General features: G+C 62.7%; 27 protein-coding genes. 6 read left to right on the top strand and 21 right to left on the bottom strand.

Annotated elements, in window-relative coordinates; all coding sequences use genetic code 11:
- Positions 1-24: 24 nt before the first annotated feature.
- Positions 25-1,554, bottom strand: coding sequence for a DUF389 domain-containing protein (locus GRI65_RS10640; protein WP_160756452.1), 1,530 nt, complete (start codon positions 1,552-1,554; stop codon positions 25-27).
- 181 nt (positions 1,555-1,735) lie between these two features.
- Between GRI65_RS10640 and GRI65_RS10635 the strand changes: the two genes are divergently transcribed.
- The 3 genes from GRI65_RS10635 to GRI65_RS10625 are packed head-to-tail and all read left to right on the top strand — an operon-like array spanning position 1,736 to position 4,018.
- On the top strand, positions 1,736-2,953 hold the full coding sequence (locus GRI65_RS10635) for a toxic anion resistance protein (protein WP_160756451.1): 1,218 nt from the start codon (positions 1,736-1,738) through the stop codon (positions 2,951-2,953).
- A 16-nt stretch (positions 2,954-2,969) separates the two neighbouring features.
- A complete protein-coding gene (locus GRI65_RS10630; RefSeq protein WP_160756450.1) occupies positions 2,970-3,722 on the top strand; it encodes a hypothetical protein in 753 nt (250 codons plus the stop codon).
- Complete coding sequence (locus GRI65_RS10625) at positions 3,722-4,018, top strand: polyhydroxyalkanoic acid system family protein (RefSeq protein ID WP_160756449.1); 297 nt, start codon at positions 3,722-3,724, stop codon at positions 4,016-4,018. Before GRI65_RS10630 ends, GRI65_RS10625 begins: the two co-directional genes overlap by 1 nt.
- Before the next feature lie 20 nt (positions 4,019-4,038).
- Here GRI65_RS10625 and GRI65_RS10620 read toward each other — a convergent pair whose 3' ends face one another.
- The 7 genes from GRI65_RS10620 to GRI65_RS10590 all read right to left on the bottom strand — a co-directional run bounded on the left by GRI65_RS10620 (position 4,039) and on the right by GRI65_RS10590 (position 13,320).
- Complete coding sequence (locus GRI65_RS10620) at positions 4,039-4,479, bottom strand: DUF2721 domain-containing protein (protein ID WP_160756448.1); 441 nt, start codon at positions 4,477-4,479, stop codon at positions 4,039-4,041.
- Between the two features lie 110 nt (positions 4,480-4,589).
- Entirely contained in the window at positions 4,590-5,408 is an 819-nt protein-coding gene (locus GRI65_RS10615) for a class I mannose-6-phosphate isomerase (protein ID WP_408609041.1), read from the bottom strand.
- Entirely contained in the window at positions 5,405-6,445 is a 1,041-nt protein-coding gene (locus GRI65_RS10610; protein WP_160756447.1) for a mannose-1-phosphate guanylyltransferase, read from the bottom strand. The genes GRI65_RS10615 and GRI65_RS10610 overlap by 4 nt, the downstream gene beginning before the upstream one ends.
- 85 nt (positions 6,446-6,530) lie before the next feature.
- Complete coding sequence (locus GRI65_RS10605; protein ID WP_160756446.1) at positions 6,531-7,250, bottom strand: energy transducer TonB family protein; 720 nt, start codon at positions 7,248-7,250, stop codon at positions 6,531-6,533.
- 122 nt (positions 7,251-7,372) lie between these two features.
- Entirely contained in the window at positions 7,373-10,798 is a 3,426-nt protein-coding gene (locus GRI65_RS10600) for a TonB-dependent receptor (RefSeq protein WP_160756445.1), read from the bottom strand.
- Between the two features lie 254 nt (positions 10,799-11,052).
- Positions 11,053-11,997 carry an isopenicillin N synthase family dioxygenase gene (locus tag GRI65_RS10595; protein ID WP_160756444.1) on the bottom strand — a complete coding sequence of 315 codons (945 nt, stop codon included), beginning with the start codon at positions 11,995-11,997 and terminating at the stop codon, positions 11,053-11,055.
- Positions 11,998-12,009: 12 nt separating this feature from the next.
- Positions 12,010-13,320 (bottom strand): NupC/NupG family nucleoside CNT transporter, encoded by a 1,311-nt coding sequence (locus GRI65_RS10590; protein ID WP_160756443.1) that lies wholly within the window; start codon positions 13,318-13,320, stop codon positions 12,010-12,012.
- 131 nt (positions 13,321-13,451) lie between these two features.
- Between GRI65_RS10590 and GRI65_RS10585 the strand changes: the two genes are divergently transcribed.
- Positions 13,452-14,141: a queuosine precursor transporter gene (locus GRI65_RS10585; RefSeq protein WP_160756442.1), complete on the top strand. Its 690-nt coding sequence runs from the start codon at positions 13,452-13,454 to the stop codon at positions 14,139-14,141.
- On the opposite strand, the gene GRI65_RS10580 is transcribed toward GRI65_RS10585, so the two are convergent.
- From GRI65_RS10580 to GRI65_RS10570, 3 genes are read right to left on the bottom strand one after another with little or no spacing between them, the layout of a single operon-like run.
- On the bottom strand, positions 14,138-14,584 hold the full coding sequence (locus GRI65_RS10580; RefSeq protein WP_202391252.1) for a DUF6691 family protein: 447 nt from the start codon (positions 14,582-14,584) through the stop codon (positions 14,138-14,140). The genes GRI65_RS10585 and GRI65_RS10580 overlap by 4 nt on opposite strands.
- Before the next feature lie 4 nt (positions 14,585-14,588).
- Positions 14,589-15,017, bottom strand: a complete 429-nt coding sequence (locus tag GRI65_RS10575; protein WP_160756441.1) for a YeeE/YedE family protein — start codon at positions 15,015-15,017, stop codon at positions 14,589-14,591.
- Between the two features lie 50 nt (positions 15,018-15,067).
- Positions 15,068-15,397 carry an ArsR/SmtB family transcription factor gene (locus GRI65_RS10570; RefSeq protein ID WP_160756440.1) on the bottom strand — a complete coding sequence of 110 codons (330 nt, stop codon included), beginning with the start codon at positions 15,395-15,397 and terminating at the stop codon, positions 15,068-15,070.
- Between the two features lie 128 nt (positions 15,398-15,525).
- On the opposite strand from GRI65_RS10570, the gene GRI65_RS10565 reads away from it, so the two are divergent.
- Entirely contained in the window at positions 15,526-16,797 is a 1,272-nt protein-coding gene (locus tag GRI65_RS10565; protein WP_160756439.1) for a DUF3422 family protein, read from the top strand.
- Between the two features lie 157 nt (positions 16,798-16,954).
- Positions 16,955-17,440, top strand: coding sequence for a c-type cytochrome (locus GRI65_RS10560; protein ID WP_232844040.1), 486 nt, complete (start codon positions 16,955-16,957; stop codon positions 17,438-17,440).
- Between the two features lie 78 nt (positions 17,441-17,518).
- Here GRI65_RS10560 and hemA read toward each other — a convergent pair whose 3' ends face one another.
- From hemA to bchL, 10 genes are read right to left on the bottom strand one after another with little or no spacing between them, the layout of a single operon-like run.
- Positions 17,519-18,739 (bottom strand): 5-aminolevulinate synthase, encoded by a 1,221-nt coding sequence (gene hemA / locus GRI65_RS10555; RefSeq protein ID WP_160756438.1) that lies wholly within the window; start codon positions 18,737-18,739, stop codon positions 17,519-17,521.
- Between the two features lie 19 nt (positions 18,740-18,758).
- A complete protein-coding gene (puhE, locus tag GRI65_RS10550) occupies positions 18,759-19,541 on the bottom strand; it encodes a putative photosynthetic complex assembly protein PuhE (protein ID WP_160756437.1) in 783 nt (260 codons plus the stop codon).
- Entirely contained in the window at positions 19,535-20,611 is a 1,077-nt protein-coding gene (gene acsF / locus GRI65_RS10545) for a magnesium-protoporphyrin IX monomethyl ester (oxidative) cyclase (RefSeq protein WP_160756436.1), read from the bottom strand. Before acsF ends, puhE begins: the two co-directional genes overlap by 7 nt.
- Positions 20,611-20,907 carry a hypothetical protein gene (locus GRI65_RS10540; RefSeq protein WP_332872635.1) on the bottom strand — a complete coding sequence of 99 codons (297 nt, stop codon included), beginning with the start codon at positions 20,905-20,907 and terminating at the stop codon, positions 20,611-20,613. The genes acsF and GRI65_RS10540 overlap by 1 nt, the downstream gene beginning before the upstream one ends.
- On the bottom strand, positions 20,904-21,380 hold the full coding sequence (gene puhC / locus GRI65_RS10535; protein ID WP_160756435.1) for a photosynthetic complex assembly protein PuhC: 477 nt from the start codon (positions 21,378-21,380) through the stop codon (positions 20,904-20,906). The genes GRI65_RS10540 and puhC overlap by 4 nt, the downstream gene beginning before the upstream one ends.
- On the bottom strand, positions 21,377-21,994 hold the full coding sequence (puhB, locus tag GRI65_RS10530) for a photosynthetic complex putative assembly protein PuhB (RefSeq protein WP_160756434.1): 618 nt from the start codon (positions 21,992-21,994) through the stop codon (positions 21,377-21,379). Before puhB ends, puhC begins: the two co-directional genes overlap by 4 nt.
- Positions 21,991-22,761 (bottom strand): photosynthetic reaction center subunit H, encoded by a 771-nt coding sequence (puhA, locus tag GRI65_RS10525; RefSeq protein WP_160756433.1) that lies wholly within the window; start codon positions 22,759-22,761, stop codon positions 21,991-21,993. The genes puhB and puhA overlap by 4 nt, the downstream gene beginning before the upstream one ends.
- Positions 22,762-22,800: 39 nt before the next feature.
- Complete coding sequence (locus GRI65_RS10520) at positions 22,801-24,237, bottom strand: BCD family MFS transporter (protein ID WP_160756432.1); 1,437 nt, start codon at positions 24,235-24,237, stop codon at positions 22,801-22,803.
- Positions 24,234-24,947: a magnesium protoporphyrin IX methyltransferase gene (gene bchM, locus GRI65_RS10515; protein ID WP_160756431.1), complete on the bottom strand. Its 714-nt coding sequence runs from the start codon at positions 24,945-24,947 to the stop codon at positions 24,234-24,236. Before bchM ends, GRI65_RS10520 begins: the two co-directional genes overlap by 4 nt.
- Entirely contained in the window at positions 24,947-25,837 is an 891-nt protein-coding gene (gene bchL / locus GRI65_RS10510) for a ferredoxin:protochlorophyllide reductase (ATP-dependent) iron-sulfur ATP-binding protein (protein ID WP_160756430.1), read from the bottom strand. Before bchL ends, bchM begins: the two co-directional genes overlap by 1 nt.
- Positions 25,838-25,841: the final 4 nt, after the last annotated feature.

The raw sequence follows: 25,841 nt of genomic DNA, 5'->3' as shown, positions 1-25,841 counted from the left end.
GATTTTGCGCCAAGCCCGCTGTGCTCAGCTTTCGCTTGCAACGTTATCCCATTGCGCGATGACGCGCCCCGAACGGATCTCGGTCCGCATATCCCCAGCGCCCTGCTCCGCAAGCAGGTCCCGGAGGCGTTGGATGTCCTCGGCCGGGCCGGTCAGCAGTAAGGGAACGCCAAGGCGCCTCGCAGTCCACGCGGTCAGCGCAATTGCCTTTACCCCGTCGGCTGTCGGTTCGCCCTCTTCAAATTCGATCCGGGGCAACGCACGCACTGGCGGGATCAGTTCGATCCGCCATTCGGGTTCGGTAACCGCGATGCGCCGTTCCAGATCGGCGTAGGCCGCCAGGGAGGCACCCTCGAGCGGCTTGGCTCTGACCACCGCGCGCCGCCGCTGCCGGTCGACCAGCACTTCATCTTCGGACATGCCCGCCAGCAAGGCCAGTCGCGCGGCCAACTCGTCCGCCCGGGCCGTGGCGACCTGTTCCTGCGCCTGCACCGCGGCAAGCTGCGCCTGTTCCGCAGCGGATTTGCTGGTGCCGACCTGATACTGGGTGATGGTGAAATTGACGGGACGCCCCGCGATCCGTTCCATCCCGCGGGACGCGACCCGCTCCGCATCGGTCCTCAATTGCGGAGTGAGCACGGTCGCGGATGCCTCAATTGGCTCCGCGTCGTAATTGATGTCGAATTGCGATAGACGCGCTTGACCGTCGAATGCGTCCAGAACCTCGCCCTGGATCTGGCGTGAGACATTGGCCTCCCACCCGATCTGACGCAGCGAATAGCCCAGCGGCACGGCCAACCCGACGAACGCAACCACGATTACCGCATTCTGGAACTGTGTCTGCCGACTGCTCAGGGTCGAGCGGAACCCGTACAGGCGGGCCATCAGCGCAGCGGTCAGCGCAATGGTCATCAAATTGGTGAAATACAGCAGCAGCGCGCCGGAAAACACTGTCCAGTTCCACGTCGCCAGGCCGAAACCGACGACCGCCAGCGGGGGCATCAACGCCGTCGCGATCGCCACGCCGACAATCGTGCCTTCCTTGCCGCGGATCATCGCATAAGCGCCTGCGAGCGCGGAAAACAGCGCCACCAGCAAGTCGAACAGGTTTGGCCGGGTTCGCGCCGCAATTTCGCTGGTTACCGTCTGGAGCGGGGACAGGAACACGATCAGCGCACACAGCAGCACTGCGATGATTGACCCGTAGGCCAGCGAACGCGCCGATTGCCGAAGCCAGCCGAATTCCCCGATCGCCATTGCAAACCCGAGACCGATGATCGGCCCCATCAGGGGGGACAGCAACATCGCCCCGATGACGACCGCCGGCGACGACAGCAGCAGCCCGAGAACGGCGATCCCGGCCGACATGGCAATCATGAACATGTAACGGGCAGACATGGCGCAATCCTCGCGCCGCTTCGCGATCACGGTGGCCTGATCGACCGTCCCGACAACCGCATCCCGCCACCATTTGCGCCAGCTCAATACGACGGTGCCGAACGACTGGCTTCTGACGGCCGCTCCTGTGGTCCCCGGAGTAGTCTCCGCCTCCATCCCGCTTCACCCTTCTGAAATTGCTACCTAGGCGTCTAGACGGCTTCAATACGGAACGAAAGTATGGACGAAGCCACCGGTATGCGGCACAAATCTTGAAGTTCGTGTCTTACGCCCTTAATACAGTAATTGAAATCAACCACCCGCGGCCCCGCGGGCGAACAGGAGCAAGCCGCTTCCCATGACTGAAACGCCGAAACCGCAAGCCCAGACCGCGACCGCCGTCGACCTCGAACTGACCGCGCCCGATCCGGTGCCGCAGGTCTCGGCAGACAGGGCCGCCGGCCTCGTACCGGTGACGGACGAAGTGAAATCGAAGCTTGCGACCAAGGTCGACAGCTTCGTCGCCGACTTGATTGCGCAAGACGCCAACTCGCCCGAATTCGGCCAGAAGGTGGACCAGCTGACCAATATGGGGCGCAAGGAAATCATGGCGGCGGCGGGCATGTCCAACCGCTTCCTCGACCGGCCGGTCCGGGCGATGGACAAGGACGAAGGCGTCGGCGCCGACCTCGCCGAATTGCGCCGGGTGGTGGAAGATCTCGATCCGGGCAAGCGCGGCAAACTGAGCGGCCCTCGCAAGATCCTCGGGATTATTCCCTTCGGCAACAAACTGACCAATTATTTCCGCAGCTACCAGAGCGCGCAGACCCACATTCAGTCGATCCTGGGCAATCTTGCTTCGGGCAAGGACGAGCTCATCCTCGACAACGCCGCGATCGACGTCGAACGCCAGAAATTGTGGGAAGCGATGGGCAATCTGGAACAGATGATCCACATTTCGAAGCAGCTCGACCAGAAGCTGGAGGATACCGCGCTCGACCTCGATGCGACCGATCCGGCCAAGGCCAAGGCGCTGCGCGAAACCGCGCTGTTCTATGTCCGCCAGCGCACGCAGGACCTGCTGACCCAGATGGCGGTCAGCGTGCAGGGCTATCTGGCGCTGGACCTGGTCAAGAAAAACAACATCGAACTGGTCAAGGGCGTGGACCGCGCCAGCACCACCACCGTCGGCGCGCTGCGCACCGCGGTAACCGTTGCCGAGGCGATGACCAACCAGCGACTGGTCCTGAACCAGATCACCGCACTCAACGAAACGACCGCAGGGATCATCGATTCCACCAGCACGATGCTGCGCGACCAGACCGGCAAGATCCACCAGCAGGCGGCCAGTTCCACCATCCCGCTGGAAACTCTGCAGCGCGCGTTCCAGAATATCTACGACACCATGGACGAGGTCGACCGGTTCAAGCTGGAAGCGCTGTCGAGCATGAAGCAGACCGTCACCGTCCTGTCCGACGAAGTGCAGAAGTCGAAGGGCTACATCGCCCGCGCCGAGGGGCAGGCCCAGGCCTCCAAGTCGGTCACCGAGTCCCCGCTTTTAAGTCTTGAAGGCTGATGCCGGGAATTTTTGCATGAACGACCTGACCAAAGATAGTGACCGGATCATGGCGGCAGCGGGGAACAGCCTGCAGGTCCAGCGGGCCGGGGGCCGCCGCGTTTCGATCGGCAAGGGCTCGGCGGAGATCAAGACACAGCACCTGCTGGCCAAGGTAAAGCGGATCGTGCTCGCTATCGGCGCCATCGTGATCGCCGCGATGGTAGCGGGCCTGATCATCGACGGGATCGGGTTTGTCGGCGTAATGCTGACCTTCCTCGCGATCGTCGCGGCGACCGTCGGTTTTGCCGCATTCCCCAAGATCAAGGTGCCGAAGCGCGCCGAACTAACGAAGGGCAGCGCTGCGCAGATGGTCGGGCGGACGGAATTGTGGCTGGAAGCGCAGCGCCCCGCCCTGCCCCCGCCAGCCGTGACGCTGGTCGACCAGATCGGAGTCCAGCTGGACGCGCTCGGACTGCAATTGCAGACGGTGGACCAGGAACATCCCGCAGCACGCGAAGTTCGCAAGCTGGTCGGCGAGCATTTGCCCGAGATGGTCGATTCTTATCGCAAAGTCCCTGCAAGCCTGCGGACCGAGAAGCGCGGCGGGGCGACCCCGGACGAACAGCTGACCCAGGGCCTTGCCAATATCAGCCGGGAAATCGACAGCGTGACGCGCCAATTGGCCGATGGCGCGCTCGACGATCTGGCGATCAAGAACCGCTTTCTCGATTACAAATACGGCGAGACGCCCGATGCGCTGCCGAACCATAGCGGCGAGAACACCTGATGCGCGTTGCCATACCCTTCGACCTTTCGCGCGACGTCGTGCGTGACCGGCTGAAATCGCGGAGCCATGAGATCGCCGACCACATACCGGGCGGCATGGCCCAAGTGGCGACCGACTGGCCGAACGAGGACCGCATGAACCTCACAATCAGCACGATGGGCCAGAGCCTGCGCGGCGTAGTGGATATCGAGGAGAACCAATTGGTGTTCGAAATCGCCTTGCCTGCGGCACTCGGTTTCCTCGAACCGATGATCGCCGGTTCCATCCGGCAGCAAGGCCAGAAACTGCTCACCTGACCGGATCGCCCCGGACGGGACTAGATCTTGCGTTCTAGTTCCAGGTAATCCCGGGGAATTCGCAGCGCTGCGGATGCCTCCCGCGTTTCCAGCAGGAACAGCAACAACGCTCCCATCAGTAAGCCGATCGCAAGGATAAAGGACGCGGCAGTCAACTGCGGCAGGTCCCATTGGAGGAAATCGCCGAGGAACAGGATGACCACTGTCAGTCCGATGGTCAGGCCGCTGAGCACCAGCAGCAGGATCGCCCGCCCGATCAGGAGGATGCGCCGGTCGAGCAACCTGATCTCGCGCACCACCAGATCATGCTCCACGCCGCTGGTTGTGCTGTGGCGTTCCTGCATTGTCCGCGCCCGGTCCACCACCCGCCCGAGCCGCGTCGAAAGCAGGTTCATGATATTGCCTATCGCGACCAGCACGAAAACGGGAGCGAGGGCCAGCTGGATGGTCTGTGCGATCATGGATAGGGCCTCATTGGTGTCATTTCCCGCACCCTAGCCATAACCGGCTCGCCGCGAAACGGCGCCATCGGGCATGCCCGCCCCGGGACCGGCGGAATTCGTATGCGGGCCTAGCCACAAGGCTGCGCGACGAGGCTGGTAAGGGCGTCTCTGAAGTCCACCAAGTCAAGATCGGCAGCCCAGCCGCATTCCCCAGGGTTGATTCGGACGCCTTCCAGCGAGACAGCCCCTTCGAGCGGTACCACCAGCACCGGACCACTGTAGCGGGCGAGCGTAGCGGAAGAAGGAGGTCCCGCAATCCGGTCCAGCCGAAAGCGCGGCCCATCGACCAGCTGCGCGTCTGCGCCCGGTTCGAGGCTACGCCGCAGTTCCGCCGGATGCGGGCCGCGGCTGGCGACGGCAATCGCATCGTCCAGATGAAGTTCGCGGGGGCGGCCATAATCGAACAGACGGTAGGTGATGTCGCAATTCTGCTGGATTTCAACCAGGCTCAGGCCCGAACCGATCGCATGGACTGTGCCCGCCGGCAGGTAGAAGAAATCGCCCGGCCGGGCCGGATGCCACTGCAGCAGGTGCTCAATCGAACCGTCGAGCGCTGCAGCCCGCATCTCGTCACGTGAAATTTCGTCCTCGAACCCTATGGCCAGCCGCGCACCGGGCGCGGCATCGATCACCAGCCAGCATTCCTCCTTGCCGCTGGCCCCCGCCGGGGCCTGGGCATCCGAGGGATGGACCTGAACCGACAGCTTCTCGCTCGTGAACAGGTATTTGACCAGCAATCGATCAAGCTGCGGTGGCGGTTCAAACCAGATCTCACCAATACGTTGCCCCGCCGGCGCAGCAAAGGGCACGGGCAAGGTGTCCATCCCCCAAACCTTTTCCACGCTCAGCACCGGCAACTTCCCGCTGCGGGCTCGGCCCTCGGTCACTGGAACTTGGCTCCGTCCAGCTTGCCCACTTGCTGGGCCCCCGCGGCGGATACGACGAGCACCTCGTCACCGTCCACGACTACAACGACGTCGTGCAACCCGATCACGGAAACGCGCGGCCCGTCGCTTTCGACCATGACGTTGGAGCAATCGATCAGCTCGGCCCTGCCGGTGACATGGTTGCCCGCGTCGTCGCGGGCGCGCGCTTCCTGCAAGGCGTTCCAGTTGCCGATGTCGGACCAAGCCATGTCGGCCGCGACCACCGCGGCCTGGGCGGTGTTTTCCATCACTGCGTAATCAACGGAATCGGGTTCGATGGCCGCGAACGCCTTGGCGTCCGGATGAAAATGCGCGCCGTCCACAATGCCCTCATCGACCGATTTGCGGACCAAACGGGCCATCTCGGGCCGATGGCATCCCAGTTCCGCGAGGTAGTCTCCTGCACGGAACGCGAATATCCCGCCGTTCCAGCTGTAGCCCCCAGCAGCCAGGAATTGCTCAGCCCGGGCCCGGTCCGGCTTTTCCACGAAGCGTTCGATGCGGTAACCGCCCTGTCCGATCGCCGCGCCCTGCAGGATGTAACCGAAACCGGTCTCGGGACTTTTTGCCTCGATACCGAACGCGACCATCCAGCCGTCCGCCGCCAGCGTTGCCGCCGCGTGAGCAGCGCGCACAAAGGCGGCCTCGTCGCCGATATGGTGATCGCTAGGGCAGACGAGCATGATCGCATCAGCCGGCAACCGCGCCGCCGCCAGCGCGATTGCGGGAGCGGTGTTCCGGGCCGCTGGCTCGACGATTATCTGCACCCCCGCCACGCCCCGCGACTGGGCGGCCACGTGGTCCAGGTGATCGCGGCCGGTGACCACGGTCGGAGCCGCGAATACCGCCGGATCAGCGCAGCGGGCCAGCGCCGCCTCGAACAGGGTCGCATTCCCGACCAGCGGCAGGAATGGCTTCGGCTTCACTGCGCGGCTGCGCGGCCACAGCCGGGTTCCGCTGCCGCCGCACAGGATAATCGGATGAATCACGGGTGGCACGGCCTTCCAAGCTGCTGTTGTCACGGCGCCAGGCTGCGCCGGTATCGGTCATGTGACCGGCCCGATCTGTAACTTGCAATCTGTCTTAAAACCAGCGCTGCTTCCAATAGAAAGGAGCGGCGACCGGATTACCGCGGCGGTCTGTCGCAGGTTTGAAGCGCAGCCGCTCGACCACCAGCGCGCAGGTGATGCGGTCTGCCTCTGCATCGCGGCTGGGCTGGTATATGCTACAGTTCCGAGCCCGGCCGTCGGTGCCGACCGTAACCTTCACGATCACCTCGTTGCCGCGGCGTGCCTGCCGCCCTCCTTCGGGCACCGGAAAATCGCGCGCGTTGTCGATCTGGCCGGATATATGCTCCGGCCTGGTCGGAGCGACGCCTCCCTGTCCGCTGCCGCCGTCCCCGCTGCCGGTGCCAAGTCCCGACCCCGCCGCGCCGGTGCCGTCACCCTCCTCCTTGGCGCCGGATGTCACTGCATCGCCAGTTGACGAGGCGCGCGGTGCGGGCGGATCGGGCTTCACGACTACCTTCGGGGTAGGTGCGGTAACGGGCTGCGGTACGGCTTCCTTGCCCGGATCGCCCGCAACTCCTTCGTCCGGTTCGGGTTCAGGCGTTTCGGGTTCCTCCGGTGTGGTGACCGTCACGGTGAAGGCCGAGACAACCGAGCGTTCGACCCCGGCGGTAAAGTCCGGAGCGAAGGCCCGGACCAGACCGTAGAATGCAAGCAGATGCAGCAGGCCGATCAGCACCAGCGTGCCGGGCTTGAGCCGGCGCTTCGTTGCCGAAAATCGGGGGCTGTCGTTCAAGACCGGTCTCCTGTGAATGCGCGACACCGCACGAAGATACAGATGGTCCTAGCGTCTGCAAACGCAAACGGCGACACCCAGGGGGTGCCGCCGCCGCTTCTTTCAATACTAACCGCGGGCGATTAGAATTCGTAGCTCACGCCCAGCTGGATCTTCCACAGCGAGGAGCTCGACTGCACCTGGGGCGCACCGTAATCCCGGAAGTTGGAATAGACGTACTGGCCCGCCGAGTTGAAGTTCGCCTGGATCGGCGCTTCGGAATACCGGTAGCGCTTGAACACATTCGAACCGCTGTCGATCAGGTTCAGGAAGTTGTCGAAATCGGCAAACAGCTTGATCTTGTCGTCGGTCAGACCAAAGAAGCTCGCCGGTCCGGGCAGTTCCTGGCTGAACCGCAGGTCGAGATCGTAGAACCACGGATTGGTGCAGCTGTTGCGGGTAATCGTCTGCCCGCGGAACTTGCTGATGCATTCGTTGGCGTTGATGAAGGCATCAAGCCCGGCGGCTGCATCGGCTGCGGTTTGGCCACCACCAGCTGCATAGACGACGTTTGGATCGGTTGGTCCGGTCGGAACGTACAGCAGCGAGTTGAAGTCGCCGCTGGCGCTGTCGTTGAACACGCTCGAACTCACGTTATCCTGGACGATCGAGTATGGACGACCCGAACGGGCGACGAACACGAAACCAAAGCTTGTTGCGTTCGTACCGAAGAACTCTTCCTGGAAATTCAGGCCCAGGGTGAAGTTGTGCTTCGTCTGGAACTCCGCCGTTCCCACGTCGACATTCTGGCGATCGAAGGCCGCGACGATGTCGAAGCTCGAAGTTGCCGTCGAGCTGCTCGAATAACGGTTGTTTTCAGCATCCGTGTAAGCATAGCCGAGGTTGAAGTTAACACTGCCGCCATCGGTCAGGATGCCGCGGTTCCAGAACTTCGAGACGATTACGGAAGCAATCTTGCTTTCGAAGCTCTTGCCATTGGTCAGCTGGATTTCATCATCCCGGCCAGTGCTGAAGCATGCCGCCGTAACACCGGTATAGGTCGGCGGAATGCCGCCCTGATCCTGCAGCACTGCGTTGCATCCCGTCGCAGTCGGATCGATCGCACGGTAAATCGGGCGACCGTCGACCGTGAAACCATTAAGGCCCAGCGCAGGGTTCACGACTTGCGAAAGGTCGACAAAATCAACCGGATCGACGAACTTGCTGTAGATGAAGTCCAGATTCAGGCGCCAATCGCTGAAGAATCCGCTCTCGGTACCGAACATGGTCGAGAGACCAAGGTTGGCACGGAGGACAGTCGGCATCTTGAAATCGGGATCGGTCGACTGGGTGTCGGCAAGACCGCCGGCCGATTGCGCACCGCCTGCAGCGACTACGCAGTCGGGAACACCGGTGAAGGTCCCGCCCGGAGTGACATCGAGCTGGGTCCCAGCGGGGCCACAGGACGAGGTACCGGTACGGCCGAAGCCCACCGCGAAGCCGTTGTTGGAAAACGCGTTGGAGAAATACACCGCCGGATCGCCGCCAGTGAACCGGCCCAGGCCGCCCTTGATCTGGGTGTTGCTGAAGAAGCCCGAATTATCCACTTCGTAGGTGAAGCCGAAACGCGGCAGGACAACCGGATCGATCTTGCCGAAACCAACCGCGTTGGAGAAACCGTAACGGTCCACGAAGTTCTGGTTGATGTCGGGCGTGCTACCGGACAGCCAGTCGACGCGGACGCCCGCGACGATACCGAGCTGGTCGGTTGCCTGCCATTCATCCTGAACATAGGCGCTAAACGTGTTGCGCTTCCAGTTTGCTGCGGCATCGTTAATGTCGCCGCTGGCGGTGAAGTTGCCATAGGCACCCGCTGCCGTACCCGCGTTGATCGCGGACCCGTTGGGGAACGTGTCGGTGCCGCTGGTCAGCAGGCCGTTGGCGAAATCGGTCAGGTTCGCAAAGGTGAGCGTCCCGGTCGAATTCTGCGCGAACAGATTGAAGACCTTGAGCTGGTTGTATTCACCGCCGACCGTAAAGGTGTGGTTGCCTGCATTGAGGCGGCCCAAAGCCTTGAACTGGGTGACCGTGGTCTTGAGGTCGTTGGAAGTACGCGAGAAACCCGGACCGGCTACGATCGAACCCTCGTTGCCGCCGTCGCTGACGCCGACCACGATACGCGGGATCGGGTTGTCGCTCTGCGCTTCACCACCGCCGAATGGTCCCTGGACGTCCTGCACGATGGCGCGCGACGCACGGAGTTCGGTGGAGAAATTATCCGACCAGTCGGAATACAGGCGCAGCGAATAATATTCGCTTTCGGTGCCTTCATCCTCGAACGAATTCAGGCCGGTGAATACCCGTCCCTGGTCAGAGAAATCGTCGGGCTCGACGTTGGTTTCCTTGAGGTTCTGGTAGGTCGCCTCAAGACGCTGGCTGTCGCTGATGATCGCATCGAGACGGCCGAAATATCGCACACTGCTTTCCGGCAGGGTGGTTGCGAGGCCACCGCTTTCGATACCGTAGACATTGCTGAGGATATCGGAAAACTGGTTGAACTGGTCTTCAGTAACGAAATCCAGTTCTTCCGGGTAACCGGCGCCCTGGGGGCCCTCTTCCTGGCTGTCTGCCAGATCGGTTTCTTCATAGGCACCGAAGAAGAACAGGCGGTCCTTGATGATCGGGCCGCTCAGCGTCGCGCCCCAGCGCTTTTCCTTGTAAGGCTGTCCTGCGAAATCGACGCCGCCGGCCTTGTCACCCTGCAGGCTGTCGCTGGCATAGGTGAAGAAGGCGGAACCGTGGAATTCGTTGCCGCCCGACTTGGTGACGACGTTGATCGCGCAGCCGGTGAACTGTCCGTATTGTACATCGAACGGGGCAAATTCGACCGACGTTTCGCGCACGGCGTCATAAGGAAGCGGCAGCGAGTTGCGGCTGGCAAAAGGGGTGCCGTTCAGGCCGAACAGGTCGGACTGGGCAATACCGTCAACCGTGAAGGCGTTGGTGCGGTCGTTGCCGCCTAGGCAGGAAACGCGGTCGACTTCGTCAGAACGGTCGAGGCTGACGCGCGGGTCGAGGCGGATGATGTCACGCACGTCGCGGCTGATCGAAGGGAACGCTTCGATGGTTTCGGTGCCGAACGACTGGCCGGGGCCGATTGCCCGCTGCGACAGCTGGACGCGCGTACCGGAAACAACGATGACGTTTTCTTCGCCTGCACCGGCATCGCTGAGCGAGAAGGTCAGCTGCGAATTGCCCTGCAGGTTGATGAAGATGCTTTCGACCGTCTGGCCTTCATAGCCGGGCGCAGTCGCGGTCACTTCGTAAGGGCCGCCGGTAATCAGGCTGTCGACGCGGAACTGGCCGTCGGCGCCAGCGGTCAGCTCACGCGATTGACCGGTCCGGGTATCGGTCACGGTCACGGTCGCGCCAGGGATGGCGGAACCATCGGCCGCGGACACCGTTCCTTCGATACCGGACGTGATCTGCTGTGCCATTACCGGCGCAGGGAGAACTGCGGCTGCGGACAGGCTGACGAAACTGGCCGCCAAGAGATATTTGATTTTCATGTAGAGTTCCTTGCGTGACGATCGCGGTAGATGTTTGGGGCGTTAGACGAATAGTCACGTCCCGATAAGACCGATGCACGACGCTAAAGAGTAAGTTTTGTTACCGGAGCGTGACAATATTCACGAAACAATACTTGCGCGACTTTTAGCCGGTAAAAACCCCCCTTTTGCAGGGGTTTACGCGCTGTTGCTGCAATGCAACAATCAGGAAGAATAATATTCGCGAGGATTCCGGCCTGTGTAAAAGCAGGCCTTTAGGCGAGGTTGATCTCGCGCAGGCGCTGCAACAGGAACTCGTGACTCGATATTGGCGGCGGAACTTCGCTGCTCGATTCGCTGTCGACGCAGCCGGGTAACGTTTCGATCACATAGTCCGGCCGGAAGTGCAGGAAGAACGGCATCGAATACCGCGCCCGGTGCGCTGCTTCGCCCTTCGGGTTGACCACGCGGTGCGTAGTGGAGCGCAGTTTTCCGTTGGTCAGACGGTCCAGCATGTCGCCGATATTGACCACCAGCGCGCCTTCTGGCGGATCGATCGCGAGCCAGTCGCCCTGCCGGGTCAGAAGTTCGAGCCCTGCTTCTTCCGCACCCAGCAACAGGGTGATGGTGTTGATATCGCCGTGGGCGGCGGCGCGGATTGCGCCTTCTGCCTCCGCGCTGTCCAGCGGCGGATAATGCAGCAGCCGCATCACCGAATTGCCGTCCTCCACCGTCGCCACGAAGAAATCTTCCGCCAGCCCGAGATGCAGCGCAATCGCGCGCAGGATGGTGTCCCCCGCCTTGTCGAAAGCGGCGTAGAGTTCCTCGAACGTTTCCTGGAAGCCGGACACCTCTGACGGCCAGATGTTGGGCGCCATGTATTCCGCCAATGGATCGCCCGCAGTCAGATCGCGCCCGACGTGCCAGAATTCCTTCAGGTCGTGGACCTTCGCGTCCTTCGCTTTCTCCGTGCCGAAGGGCGTATATCCGCGCGCACCGCCGCCGCCTTCGATCTTGTACGCGCGCTTCACATCGTCCGGCAGGGCGAAGAAACGCTTCGACATTTCTTCCGCCCGCGCGATCAGGTCCGCCGGTATACCATGATCGCGCACCACTCCGAAACCGAACTCGGCGAAACTGCGGCCCAGTTCGTCGGCGATATCCGCCAGCGGGCGGGCGAGCGAAACGGAAGCGATGGACTGGGAGGTAATGTCGGTCATCAAGTGTCTCGGTTAAAGAATGAACAGGCCGGCCAGCGCCGCGCTCATCAGATTGGCGAGGGACCCCGCTGCAAGCGCCCGCAAACCCAGCTTGGCAATGACCGGGCGCTGGTTCGGCGCGAGTCCGCCGGTCACGGCCATCTGAATAGCAATGGAACTGAAATTGGCAAAGCCGCACAGGGCAAAGGTCACGATGGCGCGGCTGCGGTCACTGAGGACTTCAGGGCCGAGTTGGCCGAGTTCGATGAAGGCGACGAATTCGTTGAGGACGATCTTGGTGCCGAACAGGCCGCCCGCAGTGCCCGCTTCGGTCCACGGCACGCCGATCAGGAACATGAACGGGGCGAACACCCAGCCCAGCACCTGCTGGAATGACAGCTCGGGATATCCGAACAGCCCGCCCGCGGATCCGAGGAGACCGTTGGCAAGCGCCACAAGCGCGACGAACGCCAGCACCATCGCGCCGACCGCAACCGCCAGTTTGACGCCGGTTTGTGCGCCTTGGGCCGCGGCCTCGATGATGTTGGCCGGCTTGGTGCCTTCTTCAAAAGTCTCGGCCACTTCGACTTCGTGCGCCCGGCCGCTTTCGGTCAGGGCTGCGGGCCCTTCCGAACTGATCCGTGCTTTCGGCAGCGCGATCTTGCCCTCCGTCATTGGCGGCTCTTCGTCCTCGTCAGGCATGATGATCTTGGCCATTAGGATGCCGCCGGGCGCGGACATGAACGCCGCCGCGAGCAGGAAGGGAAGGTATTCCGAGCCGAGTAGCCCAGCATAGGCCGCCAGGATCGTGCCGGCGACGCCCGCCATGCCCACCGTCATCAGCGTGAACAGCCGCGCAGGTGTCAGCGCCGCGAGATAGGGGCGCACCACCAGCGGGCTTTCCGACTGGCCGACGAAGATATTCGCCGCCGCACCGAGCGCCTCGACCTTGCTGATGCCGGTGATCCAGCCGATCGCCCCGCCGACCCAGCGGACCACGCGCTGCATGATGCCGAGGTGGTAGAGGATCGAGACCAGCGACGCGAAGAACACGATCACCGGCAGCGCCCCGAGCGCAAAGGTATTGGACAGTGGGTTGTCCGCCCCGAACAGGAAGGCGGTGCCTTCATTGGCATAGGACAGCAATGCCGATACCCCGTCCGCCATGGTCCGGATAACCCGGCGTCCGGTGTCCGTCCCCAGCACCAGGAACGCCATCAGCAATTGCAGCGCGAAGGCCGCACTGACGATCCGCAACTTGATCCGCTTCTTGCCGACCGACAGCAGAAAGGCGAGAAACAGGATTGCAACTACGCCGATCAGGCTGTTCAGGAAAAGGGGCATGGGCGCTTTCGGGGAACGACAGAGAAGCGTTGCTATTCGCCTTTTGCGGCGCTGGCGTCAAATGGACTTATCAGCAGCGATCCACAGCGGGATACTTCCCTTTTTCGATATCAGCCAATAGGCATGGCGCGATGAACGACACCTCATCTGCGGCGCCGACCGTGACACCAGCGCCAACGCCGCCTGCCATCCCCCGATCGCTGTTCGTGTTCGCGCTGATTTACGGCGGAATGACGGTGATTGCCGGCGTGCTCGGGTTCAAGCAGGTGGCGCTTGGTCCGCTCGCGGTCGAGGCGGGGATTTTTGCTTTCCTGATGCTGGTGGTCCTGTCGAGCACGGTGGCGCAATTGCACGGGCAGGCCATGGCCAACCGGATGGTGTTCTGGGGTTTCCTGCCGCTCGCGGGGGCTGCGTTGCTGGTCTTGCTGGTGCTGGTGTTGCCGCCGTCCGTGAACATGCCTCCGGAAAACATTTCCGCATTCGAGCGGGTGTTGTCCCAGACACCCCGCATCATGGCGGCCGGGCCGGTCGCCTACGGCGTCTCGCTACTGCTCAACGTCTGGATCTTCGAGCGGCTGCGCGGGAAGAATGACAGCGGCGGCAATTTCAGCATCATGCTGCGCGGAGCGATTGCGTCTGCCCTCAGCCAGGCGATCGACACGCTGATTTTCGTGACGCTCGCCTTTTACGGCGAATTTCCGATCGGTTCGCTGATAGCCGGCCAGATGCTCGCGAAGGTCGCGCTCAGTTTCTTGCTGGTGCCATTCCTGATCACGCTGTTCGTGACCTGGGCGAAGACGCTCGACCGCAAGCCGCTCTAGCTCCGCACAAGGCCCGAACGGCTGCGAAGGATCGGCAGGTCGGTGACGCTGTGTAGCCACATGCCCGCCAACATCGCTCCTGCAAATAGCCAGGTCTGCCACGCGCCGAGCGCCAGCCCTGCGAGCGCTGGCCCGGGGCAATAGCCGACCAGGCCCCAACCCAGACCGAAGATAGCGCCGCCAATCAGCAATTGGCGGTCCAGGGTACGGTTCTCAGGAATATGGAAGGCGGTGTGCAGCAGCGGCCGCCGCATCCGGCGGGTCACTACATAGGCGAGTGCGGACGGAACCAGCGCTCCGCCCATGACAAACGCCAAGGTGGGATCCCACGCACCGAACAAGTCGAGAAACGCGATCACGCGCGCCGGATTGGTCATATCGGACAGGGTCAGGCCCGCGCCGAAAATGACTCCGGTCAGCAAGGCGGCAAGGACGTTTCGCATGATATCAGGCTCCGATTACATGGCGCATCACGCCGACCAGCAGGAAACCCGCCGCCATGAAAGTCGCGGTCGCGGCAATGGAGCGTGGTGACAGTCGGGCCATCCCGCACACCCCGTGGCCGCTGGTGCAGCCGTTGCCCAACCGGGTTCCGAAGCCGACGAGCAAACCGCCCGCAATAATCAGCGGGATCGAGGATGTGACGATAACGTCGGGCGCACGAACAAATCCTGCGATCAGCACAGCGCCGATCGGCAGCCCCAGCACGAAAGCCAGCGCGTGCGAGCGCCTGGGTCCGCTATCGGCAATTCCGGTCGCCCGGGCGAGCATTCCGCTTACCCCGGCAATCCGCCCGGACAGCAGCAGCAGGAGCGCAGCGGCAGTGCCGATCAGCAGGCCTCCGGCGAGGGCCACAAAGGGATCAAGCGGTTCCATCGAAGTTCCTCACAATGTTTCCAGCGAATGTTTTTGATTGGGCGTGCAAGTCACTTTCCGAGTTCCGGGCAGAAGATTTCATGCAGTAATTCCAGGACCCGAAGTGCGTTCGGATCGGCAATCCGGTAATGGAGCGACTGCGATTCACGGCGAAACGTGACCAGTTCCTGCTCCCGCAGCTTGGCGAGGTGCTGCGACAGGGCGGACTGGCTCAAACCAACCCGCTCGACCAGCGCGCCGACCGGTAGCTCCCCCGATGCCGCGAGATGACACAGGATAAGCAGCCGCGGACCACTCGACAGCGCACGCATCAGCGCAGCCGCCTCCTCCGATTTCTCAACCATGGCGGAAAGATCGATGGCATCAGCATTCAAACTCATGCAGTCCTTATATTCACTATTTCTAAATTAGCAAGTTCTTTTATAATCTGAAGGTCACAACATTTTGGAGGCAAATCGGCCACTTTGCTGTAGAATGTCGGGCATCGGGCGTTTCGAGGGGGGAGCAAGTGAGGCCGGACGACCATCCTTTGCGGCAATGGGCCGTCGACGAGATGCATCTGCGCCGGTTCGCGCCGGTGCCGCCCCATTGCGAAATCTTCCAGTCAGTCCGCCTGATCGAGGCGCAGGACCGCGATCGGGAAGACCGGATGCTGATTGGCGACAAGCCCCCGTTCGACGAATGGCGTCTTGCTTCCCGCGATGCCACGGGCAGCCATGCAGGCGGCATCATCTTCCTGTGGGAACGGCACACCGAAGCCAGCACCCTGACCCTGATTTTTCCCCACGAATGCCCCGCAGATGTCCGCGCGCCCTATATCGCCTGGATGGAACAGTGGGTCGGCTCCGTCGTGCGCGCCACCCGCGTCTTCGTGATCCCGGACCAAGATGAGGTCAACAACATCTCCGCCGCCAAAGGCATGGATGTGAGCGATCAGGTCTGTTCCGATGTCAACGGCGGGATCCGCATCTGGTCTGATTTCAGCCTGCGTGACGACGGGTACGGACGGTTGATCGTCAGCGCCGGTAACGTCTCCGATGCCGAACGTGGCCGGATCGTGCAGCGACTGCAGGAGCTGGGCAATTACCGCAATCTGGCGCTGCTCGGCCTGTCGACGGTCCAGCATTACGGCCCGCAGGCCGACAAGCTGGAGGAAGAACTGTCCGACCATGCCGACCGCGTGGCGCGGATGCAGGACAGCGCTCAGGACGACCGCCTGCTCCAGGAACTGATCGAGATATCCTCCCGCCTCGAAGTAATCCGCTCCGCCACCGGTTTCCGCCTCAGCGCCACCGCAGCCTACGCCGACGTGGCGGCGGACCGCCTGCAGGCGCTCGAGGTGCGGCCGGTCCCCAATCGTCAGAGCCTCGCCGAATTTACCGAGCGCCGCCTGGTCCCTGCGGCCCGCACCTGCGCGGTATTCACCGACCGGCTGGCCCGGATCGCCGAACGGATATCGCGGGTGATGCACACGCTCGACGTGCGGGTCGACACCAGGATCAAGGCCCAGAACCTGATCCTGACCAAACGGATGGAGCGCTCGATCCAGCTACAATTCCGGCTGCAGAGCCTGATCGAGGCGCTTTCCGTTATCGCAGCCGCCTATTACCTGATCGGCCTGGTCAAATTCCTGGTTGCGGGCGCAGCTGCGTGGCCTTTCGGTTCCACGACAGACCTGGTGATCGGGGCCATCACAATACCTGCAATCGCGGCCATTTATGCCTTCGTCCGGCACTCCCGCGGCAACGTGTTGAAGGAGGAGGATCTGGACACCGATTAGTTCGGTTTTACCCTCGGTGGAGCGGTCTGGGAAATACTTTCCATCTCGCCGGTATTAGGGTAGCAATGGAAGCATTGATCATCGGGTCAATAAGAAAGCTATGGGAGTGTATATGCTCAGACTTCAGGCAATGGCAGGCGCAGCCGTTTTAGCGGTTATGACAGCGGCTTGCTCGGGTGGAGAATCCGAACCCGCCGAACCCGCGGCAACCAGCGAACCGGCCGCGCCGGCAGCACCCGCTGCTGTCGAAACAACCGCCGCCGCTGATCCCGCTGCGGCCGCTGGGGCCCCCGCCGACCAGTGGGCGACTACTGATGGCATCGCCTATGCCAGCCTGACCGGTGACGCGGCCGCCGGCAAAGTCGTCTTTGCGCAGTGTCGCAGCTGCCATGTGACCGAGCCCGGCGTCAACAAGACCGGTCCATCGCTCGCAGGAATTGTCGGCCGTACCGCCGGATCGGTGGATGGCTACAATTATTCCCCGGCCAACGCCAACAGCGGCATAACGTGGACCGAGGAGCATCTGTATGCCTACCTCGAAAATCCGCAGCGCGTCGTCCCCAAGACAAAGATGATTTTCCCTGGCCTGCGCGACGCGCAGAAGCGTGCGGACGTGATTGCCTATCTCAAGAATCCAACCTGATCGATCGATCTTGCGGGAATGAAAAGGGGCCGGTCATCCGGCCCCTTTTTGTATCTGCATTCGGTTCGGCAATCGGAATCAGGCGGCAATATCCCGCCGCGCCAACTCGCAATGCGACCAGATTTCGCTCAGCGCCGAGAGCAACCGGTCGATATCTCCGTCGCTATGCACCGGTGACGGAGTGAGACGCAGCCGTTCGGTCCCCCGGGGCACCGTCGGATAATTGATCGGCTGTACGTAAATACCGTGGTTTTCCATCAGCCAGTCACTGATGAATTTGCACTTGTGCGCATCCCCCACCATCACCGGGATAATGTGGCTCGGGTTGGGCAGATGGGGGATGCCCATCCGGTCCAGCGCACTACGGACTTTCTCGACCCGGTCCTGCTGCCGTTCGCGCTCGGCGCTGCTTTCCTTCAGATGCCGGATACTGGCGCAGGCACCGGCGGCCACGGCGGGCGGCAGGGCAGTGGTGAAAATGAACCCGCTGGCGAAGGTGCGGACATAATCGCACAGGTTCTTGGATGCCGCGATGTATCCGCCCATGACCCCGAACGCCTTGCCCAACGTCCCCTCGATCACCGTGATCCGGTCCATCAACCCCTCACGCTCCGCCACGCCGCCGCCGCGCGGGCCGTACAAGCCGACGCCGTGGACCTCGTCGATATAGCTCATCGCGTTATGCGCTTCGCAAACGTCGAGAATTTCCGCGATCGGGGCTATGTCGCCGTCCATCGAATAGACGCTTTCGAACGCCACCAGTTTGGGCCGGTCGGGATCGAGCGTGGCCAGTTTCCGGTCGAGATCCTCGGGCGAATTGTGCTCGAAGATCATCCGGTCCGCCTGGCTGTAACGGATACCTTCGATCATCGAGGCGTGGTTGAGTGCGTCGGACAAAACCATGCAATTCGGAATGCGCGCAGCCAGTGTGCCAAGCGCAGCCCAGTTCGAGACATATCCCGAGGTGAACAGCAGCGCATCTTCCTTGTTATGAAGGTCCGCCAGTTCGGTTTCAAGCAACACGTGGTGATGGTTGGTGCCGGAAATGTTGCGCGTGCCGCCAGCACCGGCACCGCATTCGTCGATCACCGTGTGCATCGCCTGCAGCACCTTGGGATGCTGGCCCATGCCGAGGTAGTCGTTCGAACACCACACGGTGACGTTGCTGGTTTCGCCGTCAACGTAACGCGTCGCCTGGGGGAAATTCCCGGCCTTGCGCTCGATCTCGGCAAAGACCCGGTAGCGGCCTTCGTCCCGAACCGATTGCAGTTCGCTGCCGAAAAAGTTCTCATAGTCCATGTTCAATAAACCCCCATGGTTATTTGTCCGTCTGATCCATCCGTCCGTCAAGCGCCCATTGCCACAAGGCGGAATCGCGAAACGGGATTGCGAGAAAAATATGCTCGAGCGCGGCGAGGCTGCACAGGCAGCACAGCAGCGCGCCCTGTACAGCCGCGGGCGCGGTCTGGGCGTTGGCCGCCTGCAGTCCGAAGTACACTGCCAGCCCGCCGATGGCCGCGATGCTCAGCGGCAGTACCGGACGCAGACGCTTGGGGCCGAAATAGCTTTTGAGATAGGCCAGATGCACGGGCAGCAATTCGTCGCTCATGTTGGGAACACCCCAGTAGATATTGAGCTTGGACGACAGCCGGAAAATCAGCAGCAGCGCAAAGGTGTATGCGGCAGTCGGATTGCCGGTGAACGCGGCCAGCGACAGCAGCAGCCCGGCGGTCATGGCCAGCGCAACCTCGTGATGGATCAGCGCCATGGTGGCGGCGGAAAAACGCTCCCACCCTTGTGCGTTGGCGGGGCACGGTTCGCGGTGAGAACCCGCCACTGCGCCGGTCAGGAAGCTGATTTCGTGCCAGCTCCAGATCATCAGCCCGCCCACGAAGGACGCATAGACCGCCCAGATCGAGGTGATGTTGCTGGTGAACGCGACCAGTGTCAGGCCGCCGATCGCGCAGACCCCGGCAATTACCAGCGCCCGGCCGAACGACTGCCGGAATCGGTGGTTGAGCATCGCCACCAGCCCGGTGCTCACGAACCACAAGGCAATCACCACCGCGAACGGCAGGCCGAGATCGGCGAAACCTACCATGCGGGCTGCAGTCTCACGGTCTGCGGCAGTTCGTTGACCTTGGGCTTCATGAAAAACATCCGGGCGAAGGCAAATCCGGCCTTGGCCATGTTCGCACCCTTGCCCAGCGCGCCGGAGATTCCGCCGCGCGTCTTGGCATCCTCGATCCCGACCGATGCCAACCGCAGATCTTCCATCGCCCTGCGGAACCGCGGATCGTCGGTGTCGAGTTCGACCGGGAACACCTGCTTGCTAATCTGCGTGCAGATCGAGAAGACCTTGTAGCCGTATTCAGCCGGATCGACGCCCAGCGCCTTGTGGAACAGAGGCCGGTTGTGATCGCGGACATACATCGTGGCATAGACTGACAGCAGGAAGAAACGGATCCACAATTTGTTGACGCCCTGCAACAGCTTCGGGTCGGCACGCAGCAGTAGCGCGAAGGCCTCACCGTGGCGGAACTCGTCGTTGCACCATTCTTCGAACCAGTCGAAGATCGGGTGGAACTTGTTTTCCGGCCGCTTCGCCAGTTCGCGGAAGATCGTGATGTAGCGGGCGTAGCCGATCTTCTCCGACAGATAGACCGCGTAGAAAATGAACTTGGGCCGGAAATAGGTGTATTTCTTGGTCTTGGTCAAAAAGCTGAGATCGACCCCGATGCCCGAGCCTTTCAGCGTTTCGTTGATGAACCCGGCGTGGCGGCTTTCGTCCCGCGCGAGCAGCTTAAACAGCTTTTTCATGTCCGGGTTTTTCGTTCGCCGGGCAATCTCCGCATAGAGGATGCAGCCGGAAAACTCGGAGGTCAGCGAACTGGCAAGGAAATCGATAAATTCCTTCCGCAGTTCAGGCTCCAGACCTTCGATCACACCGTCGAACTGGTCGGTTTTGCGGAAGTGTTTCTTGTTCGGGTCGCCTTCCATTTCGGCCATTAGCCCGTCCCATTCGCGGCGCACCAGCGACACATCGATCCGGTCCATCGCTTCGTAATCGGTGGTGTAGAACCGCGGCGACAGGACGGTGTCCTGCGTGGCGATCGCCATGGTGTCGGGCGTATCGGGCAATTCGGCTGCGATCTTTGTATGGGCGTTCATCAGAGCCTCCCTGGGTTGAAGCTGACTTCGTAAAGCTCAGCCATCTCGAAATGGCCGGCGAACTTCGTCCACGCGCGGCGCAGCAGGCCGGCGCGGCGGACGGTGGCGCTGCGGTTGAAGGTAACCTTTTCGCCGAAGGACACCATCACCGGCGCGCCGTGAACCTGCACCCGGTCACCGGGGTAGATCGGGATATTGCCGTCAAGTTTCACGTGGGCGTGGAAACGGTCCGGGCTTTGTTCGATCTCGATCCGGCACCCGGTCTCGAACGCGCGGGATGACAGCAAGCCCATCATGACCGGGCTCCTTCGAGCATCTCGGCAAAGGTTGCGCTGTGATCGGCACCAAAACCGTGGATTTCGGCGGTCTCGCCGGTCTGCGGATCGGACAGCGACAGCGCGCCATTCTGCCAGCGGGTCAGCGTGAATGGCGGCAGCGGGCCGATCCCTTCGTGCATCCGCCGCTTGGCCATGCGGCGCATGGTGGCACGGGCGAACCCGCCTTCCCCGAAACCGATCACCTTCACAGTTTCGCCGGTGTCGGCATCGGTTACCAGCACCGCGCCGTCCTCCCGGTCGGCGAAGCGCAGGTTGCGCTGCTGGGCCGGGGCGACGTTGGCCGCCGCCCGCGACAATTCCGGATTGGCCGACTGCGGCACGATACCGAGACGGACCGCCCCCGCGAGGCCCATGACCGCCAGCAGCACCGCCGCAATCGCGATCAGGGCTTCGCGCGGAACGGTCGGGTCATGGTCATGGGCGTGGCTCATGCTGCCAGACCTTCCAGTTCGGGCTCGTCCACGGTGACCGGCGCCTGCGCAATCGGAGCAACCGGCTGCACTTCGCGGGCGGCGTTGAACAGCAGGCGAGCAACCCGCGCCGCATCGGGGATCGCGCGCAGCATCGGTTGCGGGCGGACGATCCTAAGCGACCGGGCATGCGGCCACAGCATCAGGTACCCCATGCGGGGTAGGCCCTTCAACGTCAGCACGATGCTGCCCGATCCGCCAGGCAAGGTCTTGAGGTTTGCCGTGTCGATTTCGCTGAGCGGGATGTTGATGCACTTGTTCAGCGCCACCCCGATCCGCAGGACGATCCGCTTGTTGGTGAGAGTATAGACCGTCGTCCGGTCGACCCCGTAGGCGAACAGGACCAGGAACCCGGTCACCACCACCGCGAACACTACCATCGCTGCTGCCGTGTTCGCATCGCTTCGCATCAGCGACACCCCTGCAATCAGGGCGAAGTACAGCACTGCCAAGCGGATATGGAGCGCGGTCGCCGCCAGCTTTTTCCATTCGGGCTTGCCCTGCCAGATGATGTGCTCATCTTCCGGCAGCGCTTCGGGCAGGCCGCGCGTCGGCTCATGATCGTATTCGCTCATAGGTAGGGCTCCTGCCGCTCGCGGTTGGCGTAGAGATACCCGCCGCCAAAATAGGCGACGATGCGCTCTTCTTCGTACAGCGTAATCGCGCCGGGGGTGACCGGGACCGGCGCCTCGGCGAACTGCGCGGCGTTCAGGGCGTCGATCACCACGGTCCTGCGGCTGCCCTTCACTTTCGCCATGGCCATCGGCGCCAGGACTTTGCGGACCCCGGTGTCGATTTCGAGATAGCGGATCTGGTGCTCCGCGCGGTCGACCCACAGGTCGGTGACGATCCCGGCGCTGTGGCCGTCCGCGCCGACCACGTTCATCCCGCGCGGGTCGGCGTCCTTGCGGTGGACGGTTATCGCCGGAACCATACCGATGGGAACAATGCGGTTGTGCCCCTCCGCATCGAGATCGGCATGGTTCGCCCGGTCGGCCCATGCAGCCGGTCCGATCCCGTCGACCAGCGGGTTGCCGGTCGGATAGTAGGGCGCCCCGGCGGAACGGAAGGTCCGCGCCCCGGCAACGTCCACTTTTTCGCGGCCCTTTGTCGGGGTCGTCACGGAACCGCGTCCGAACGGCATCAGGAAGGTTTTGGCGGTTGCCGAATGCAAGGCCCCGGCCGCGGTATCGACCCGGCCGGTAACCTCGTCTTCCAGCGGATATCCCTCGCGGCGATCCTCGCGACGCAGGTAGAAAATCAGGACAATGAAGAACAGGACGAAGGCGAGAAACACCATCTCCGTCACGTCGAACGTGCCTACGATCTTGATATCATCCATCTCACACTCTCCTAGCCAACTCTTTTCTTCGCCTGGCAATCAGGTCGGAAATTCATTCAATTCGAAACGTCCGCGGTGCGGTGCGCCGGTGTCTTGCCGCAGGGCAGCCACCTGTCCGACGACCGGGCCCAGCACAACCAACGTGACGAACAGGAGGAAGACCTCCAGCGAATAGACGGTGCCGTAGCCGGTTGCGCGGTCGGCCAGCGTCGCGCCCATCGCGTCGGTCAGCGCCAGATAGGCTATCCCGTCGCGGATCAGGCCGCCCAGCGCGATACCTGCACCGGCACAACTGGCCTGCACCGCACCCCATGCGCCGAGCGCCATTCCCGCCGCGCCGTCTTTCGCCAGCGCCATCGCCGCGATCATCGTCCCGACCGAAAACAGCCCGGTACCAAAGCCGATCGCGCCAGCACCCGCGAACAGCAGGGATGGCGAGGAAAGGGGCGCGGCGAACAGCGTCATCAGGAATGCGGCAATACCGACGACGAGGCCGACAGCAGCAAGGCGAAGCGGATCGGAACCGGCCGGCAGCCGCCTGGCGCACCAGGCAAATGCAACCAGCGCGCCCATCGCCCATGCACCGGTCAGGCTGGTGGTGGACCCGACGCCGAGCCCGAGGATCTCGCCGCCATAGGGTTCCAGCAGCGCGTCCTGCATCGAGAACGCCATCGCGCCGACACCAATGGCGAGCAGCAGCCGCCTGGTGTTCGGCTGGCTGGTGAAGGAGGCCCACATTTCGGAAAAACCGGGCGCAGGTTCCGGCGACATGGTGACCGCGGTGTTTCGCGCCTCCTGCTTCCACAGGGCGACAATGTTCAGGGCGATGGTGAGCACCGCGGCCCCCTGGATCACCTGGATCAGGCGGGTTGCGGAAAAATCGGTCAGCAGGTTGCCGATGGTAAACGCTGCCGCCATCATCCCGGCCAGCAGCATCACATAGAGCAGTGCGACCACGCTGGGGCGTTTGTCCGCAGGCGCGATGTCGGTTGCCAGTGCAAGACCAGCGGTCTGCGTGACATGCATCCCCGCCCCGGTCAGCAGGAAGGCGAGGCATCCCGCAGCCAGGCCAAGCGCGAAAGTATCGGGCCGGGTCAGCAGCACCAGCGCGAACGGCATGATCGCCAGTCCGCCGAACTGGCCGAGAGTGCCGAACCAGATGTAGGGAACCCGCCGCCAGCCGAGTACAGAGCGATGCGTATCGCTGCGATGTCCGATCAGGGCGCGGAAGGGGGCGATCAGCAGGGGGATCGCGATCATCAGCGCAACGATCCACGTCGGTGTTTCCAGTTCGACGATCATCACCCGGTTGAGCGTGCCGTTCAGCAGCACCGCGGCGATCCCAACGCTCACCTGGAACAAGGCGAGCCGGAGTATCCGTGACAGCGGCAAGGCGTCGCTAGCCGCATCCGCGAACGGCAGGAACCGTGTACCCACGGCTTGCCAGAACGTCACGGATGATGGCCGCTCGGTCACCGGCGCGTCACTCCCATGGCCTGCGATTTGTAGAACCCGCTCGACACGCGCCGGGTGAAATCAATCTGCCACATGGGCAGAGTCGCGGTAATCGACTTGATCAGGTGCGCTTCGCCGATCGGCTTGATCGCGGGCGAACGGTCGCTGCGCGGAAACAGCTTGCCCGCGACATGCATCGTGCGCAGTAGCGGCGTCCCGGGGGCAAAGGTAAACGCCATGTGGTTGGCCCGGCCGGACCATGCATCCAGCACCGCCACCACGTCGTCCGCGTCGTAATGGATCAGCGAATCCATCGCGATCACATGGTCGAAAATCCCGAGTGACGTGTCGCGCATGTCGCCCACGCGCCAGTCGATCGACAGCGCTTCCGGTGCTCGCTTTGCTGCCACATCGATCAGGCCCTGGGACACATCGATTGCCACCACCTCCGCGCCGCGTTCCGCCGCCGCAATCGCCAGCGCACCGGTGCCGCATCCCGCATCGAGCAGGCGCATCCCATGCATGTCGGCCGGCAAGGTGGACAGCAGCAGATTGCGCATTTCATCGCGCCCCGCCCGCACCGTGGCGCGGATTCCGCTGACGGGCACATCGGAGGTCAGGTCTTCCCACGCCTTGCGCGCGGTCTTGTCGAAATACTCCTCCAGCCGCACCCGGCTGTCGCGGTAGGTGGTGGACGCCCCGGGAGTATTTGCGTGAAGTGCCTGCGCCATTATTCGAACCCCAGGAATTCGAAGATGTCGCGGTCCTTCATCGGCGATGCGGTCAGCGGCTCGACCCCGTTCCACAGGGTGCGGGCGAGGTTCATATATTCCTCCCGCGCTTTGATTACATCGGGGCTGTCTTCCATTTCGAACAGGGTGCATTTTTTCAGGCGCGAGCGGCGGATTGCGTCGAGGTCGGCAAAATGGGCGAGCCTGCGCATGCCGATGGCATCGGCGAAACGGTCGATCTCATCCGTCGCGGCCGAACGGTTGGCGACCACTCCGGCCAGTTTCACGTTGTAGTTCTTGGCCTTGGCGTTGATGGCTGCGACGATCCGGTTCATCGCGAAGATGCTGTCGAAATCGTTCGCCGCCACCACGATGGCGTGATCGGCATGCTGGAGCGGAGCTGCAAAACCGCCGCACACAACGTCGCCCAGCACGTCGAAGATCACCACGTCCGTGTCTTCGAGCAAATGGTGCTGCTTGAGCAACTTGACCGTCTGCCCGACCACATAGCCGCCGCACCCGGTTCCGGCGGGAGGGCCGCCCGCCTCGACGCACATCACGCCGTTGTACCCTTCGAACATGAAGTCCTCGACCCGCAGTTCCTCGCTGTGGAAGTCGACTTCCTCCAGAACGTCGATCACCGTCGGCATCATCTTCTTGGTAAGCGTGAAGGTGGAATCGTGCTTCGGATCGCAGCCGATCTGCAGCACCCGGTGGCCCAGCTTGGAGAACGCCGCCGACAGATTGGAGGAGGTCGTCGACTTGCCGATCCCGCCCTTCCCGTAAACCGCGAACACCTTCGCGCCCTTGATCTCGTCCGCCGGATCCAGCGCAACTTGGACGCTGCCTTCTCCGTCGGGCGGGGCAACGCTGCCATCAAGTAGGGTCATCGCG

Source organism: Allopontixanthobacter sediminis (assembly GCF_009828115.1).
In the GTDB taxonomy this organism is placed as follows: domain Bacteria; phylum Pseudomonadota; class Alphaproteobacteria; order Sphingomonadales; family Sphingomonadaceae; genus Allopontixanthobacter; species Allopontixanthobacter sediminis.
This window is presented reverse-complemented; position numbering and strand designations above follow the sequence as displayed.

Coding starts and splice junctions, on each gene's coding strand:
- GRI65_RS10640 (WP_160756452.1), bottom strand. CDS start 1,554: ATGGAGGCGGAGACTACTCCGGGGACCACAGGAGCGGCCGTCAGAAGC.
- GRI65_RS10635 (WP_160756451.1), top strand. CDS start 1,736: ATGACTGAAACGCCGAAACCGCAAGCCCAGACCGCGACCGCCGTCGAC.
- GRI65_RS10630 (WP_160756450.1), top strand. CDS start 2,970: ATGAACGACCTGACCAAAGATAGTGACCGGATCATGGCGGCAGCGGGG.
- GRI65_RS10625 (WP_160756449.1), top strand. CDS start 3,722: ATGCGCGTTGCCATACCCTTCGACCTTTCGCGCGACGTCGTGCGTGAC.
- GRI65_RS10620 (WP_160756448.1), bottom strand. CDS start 4,479: ATGATCGCACAGACCATCCAGCTGGCCCTCGCTCCCGTTTTCGTGCTG.
- GRI65_RS10600 (WP_160756445.1), bottom strand. CDS start 10,798: ATGAAAATCAAATATCTCTTGGCGGCCAGTTTCGTCAGCCTGTCCGCA.
- GRI65_RS10595 (WP_160756444.1), bottom strand. CDS start 11,997: ATGACCGACATTACCTCCCAGTCCATCGCTTCCGTTTCGCTCGCCCGC.
- GRI65_RS10590 (WP_160756443.1), bottom strand. CDS start 13,320: ATGCCCCTTTTCCTGAACAGCCTGATCGGCGTAGTTGCAATCCTGTTT.
- GRI65_RS10585 (WP_160756442.1), top strand. CDS start 13,452: ATGAACGACACCTCATCTGCGGCGCCGACCGTGACACCAGCGCCAACG.
- GRI65_RS10580 (WP_202391252.1), bottom strand. CDS start 14,584: ATGCGAAACGTCCTTGCCGCCTTGCTGACCGGAGTCATTTTCGGCGCG.
- GRI65_RS10575 (WP_160756441.1), bottom strand. CDS start 15,017: ATGGAACCGCTTGATCCCTTTGTGGCCCTCGCCGGAGGCCTGCTGATC.
- GRI65_RS10570 (WP_160756440.1), bottom strand. CDS start 15,397: ATGAGTTTGAATGCTGATGCCATCGATCTTTCCGCCATGGTTGAGAAA.
- GRI65_RS10560 (WP_232844040.1), top strand. CDS start 16,955: ATGACAGCGGCTTGCTCGGGTGGAGAATCCGAACCCGCCGAACCCGCG.
- hemA (WP_160756438.1), bottom strand. CDS start 18,739: ATGGACTATGAGAACTTTTTCGGCAGCGAACTGCAATCGGTTCGGGAC.
- puhE (WP_160756437.1), bottom strand. CDS start 19,541: ATGGTAGGTTTCGCCGATCTCGGCCTGCCGTTCGCGGTGGTGATTGCC.
- acsF (WP_160756436.1), bottom strand. CDS start 20,611: ATGAACGCCCATACAAAGATCGCAGCCGAATTGCCCGATACGCCCGAC.
- GRI65_RS10540 (WP_332872635.1), bottom strand. CDS start 20,907: ATGATGGGCTTGCTGTCATCCCGCGCGTTCGAGACCGGGTGCCGGATC.
- puhC (WP_160756435.1), bottom strand. CDS start 21,380: ATGAGCCACGCCCATGACCATGACCCGACCGTTCCGCGCGAAGCCCTG.
- puhB (WP_160756434.1), bottom strand. CDS start 21,994: ATGAGCGAATACGATCATGAGCCGACGCGCGGCCTGCCCGAAGCGCTG.
- puhA (WP_160756433.1), bottom strand. CDS start 22,761: ATGGATGATATCAAGATCGTAGGCACGTTCGACGTGACGGAGATGGTG.
- bchM (WP_160756431.1), bottom strand. CDS start 24,947: ATGGCGCAGGCACTTCACGCAAATACTCCCGGGGCGTCCACCACCTAC.
- bchL (WP_160756430.1), bottom strand. CDS start 25,837: ATGACCCTACTTGATGGCAGCGTTGCCCCGCCCGACGGAGAAGGCAGC.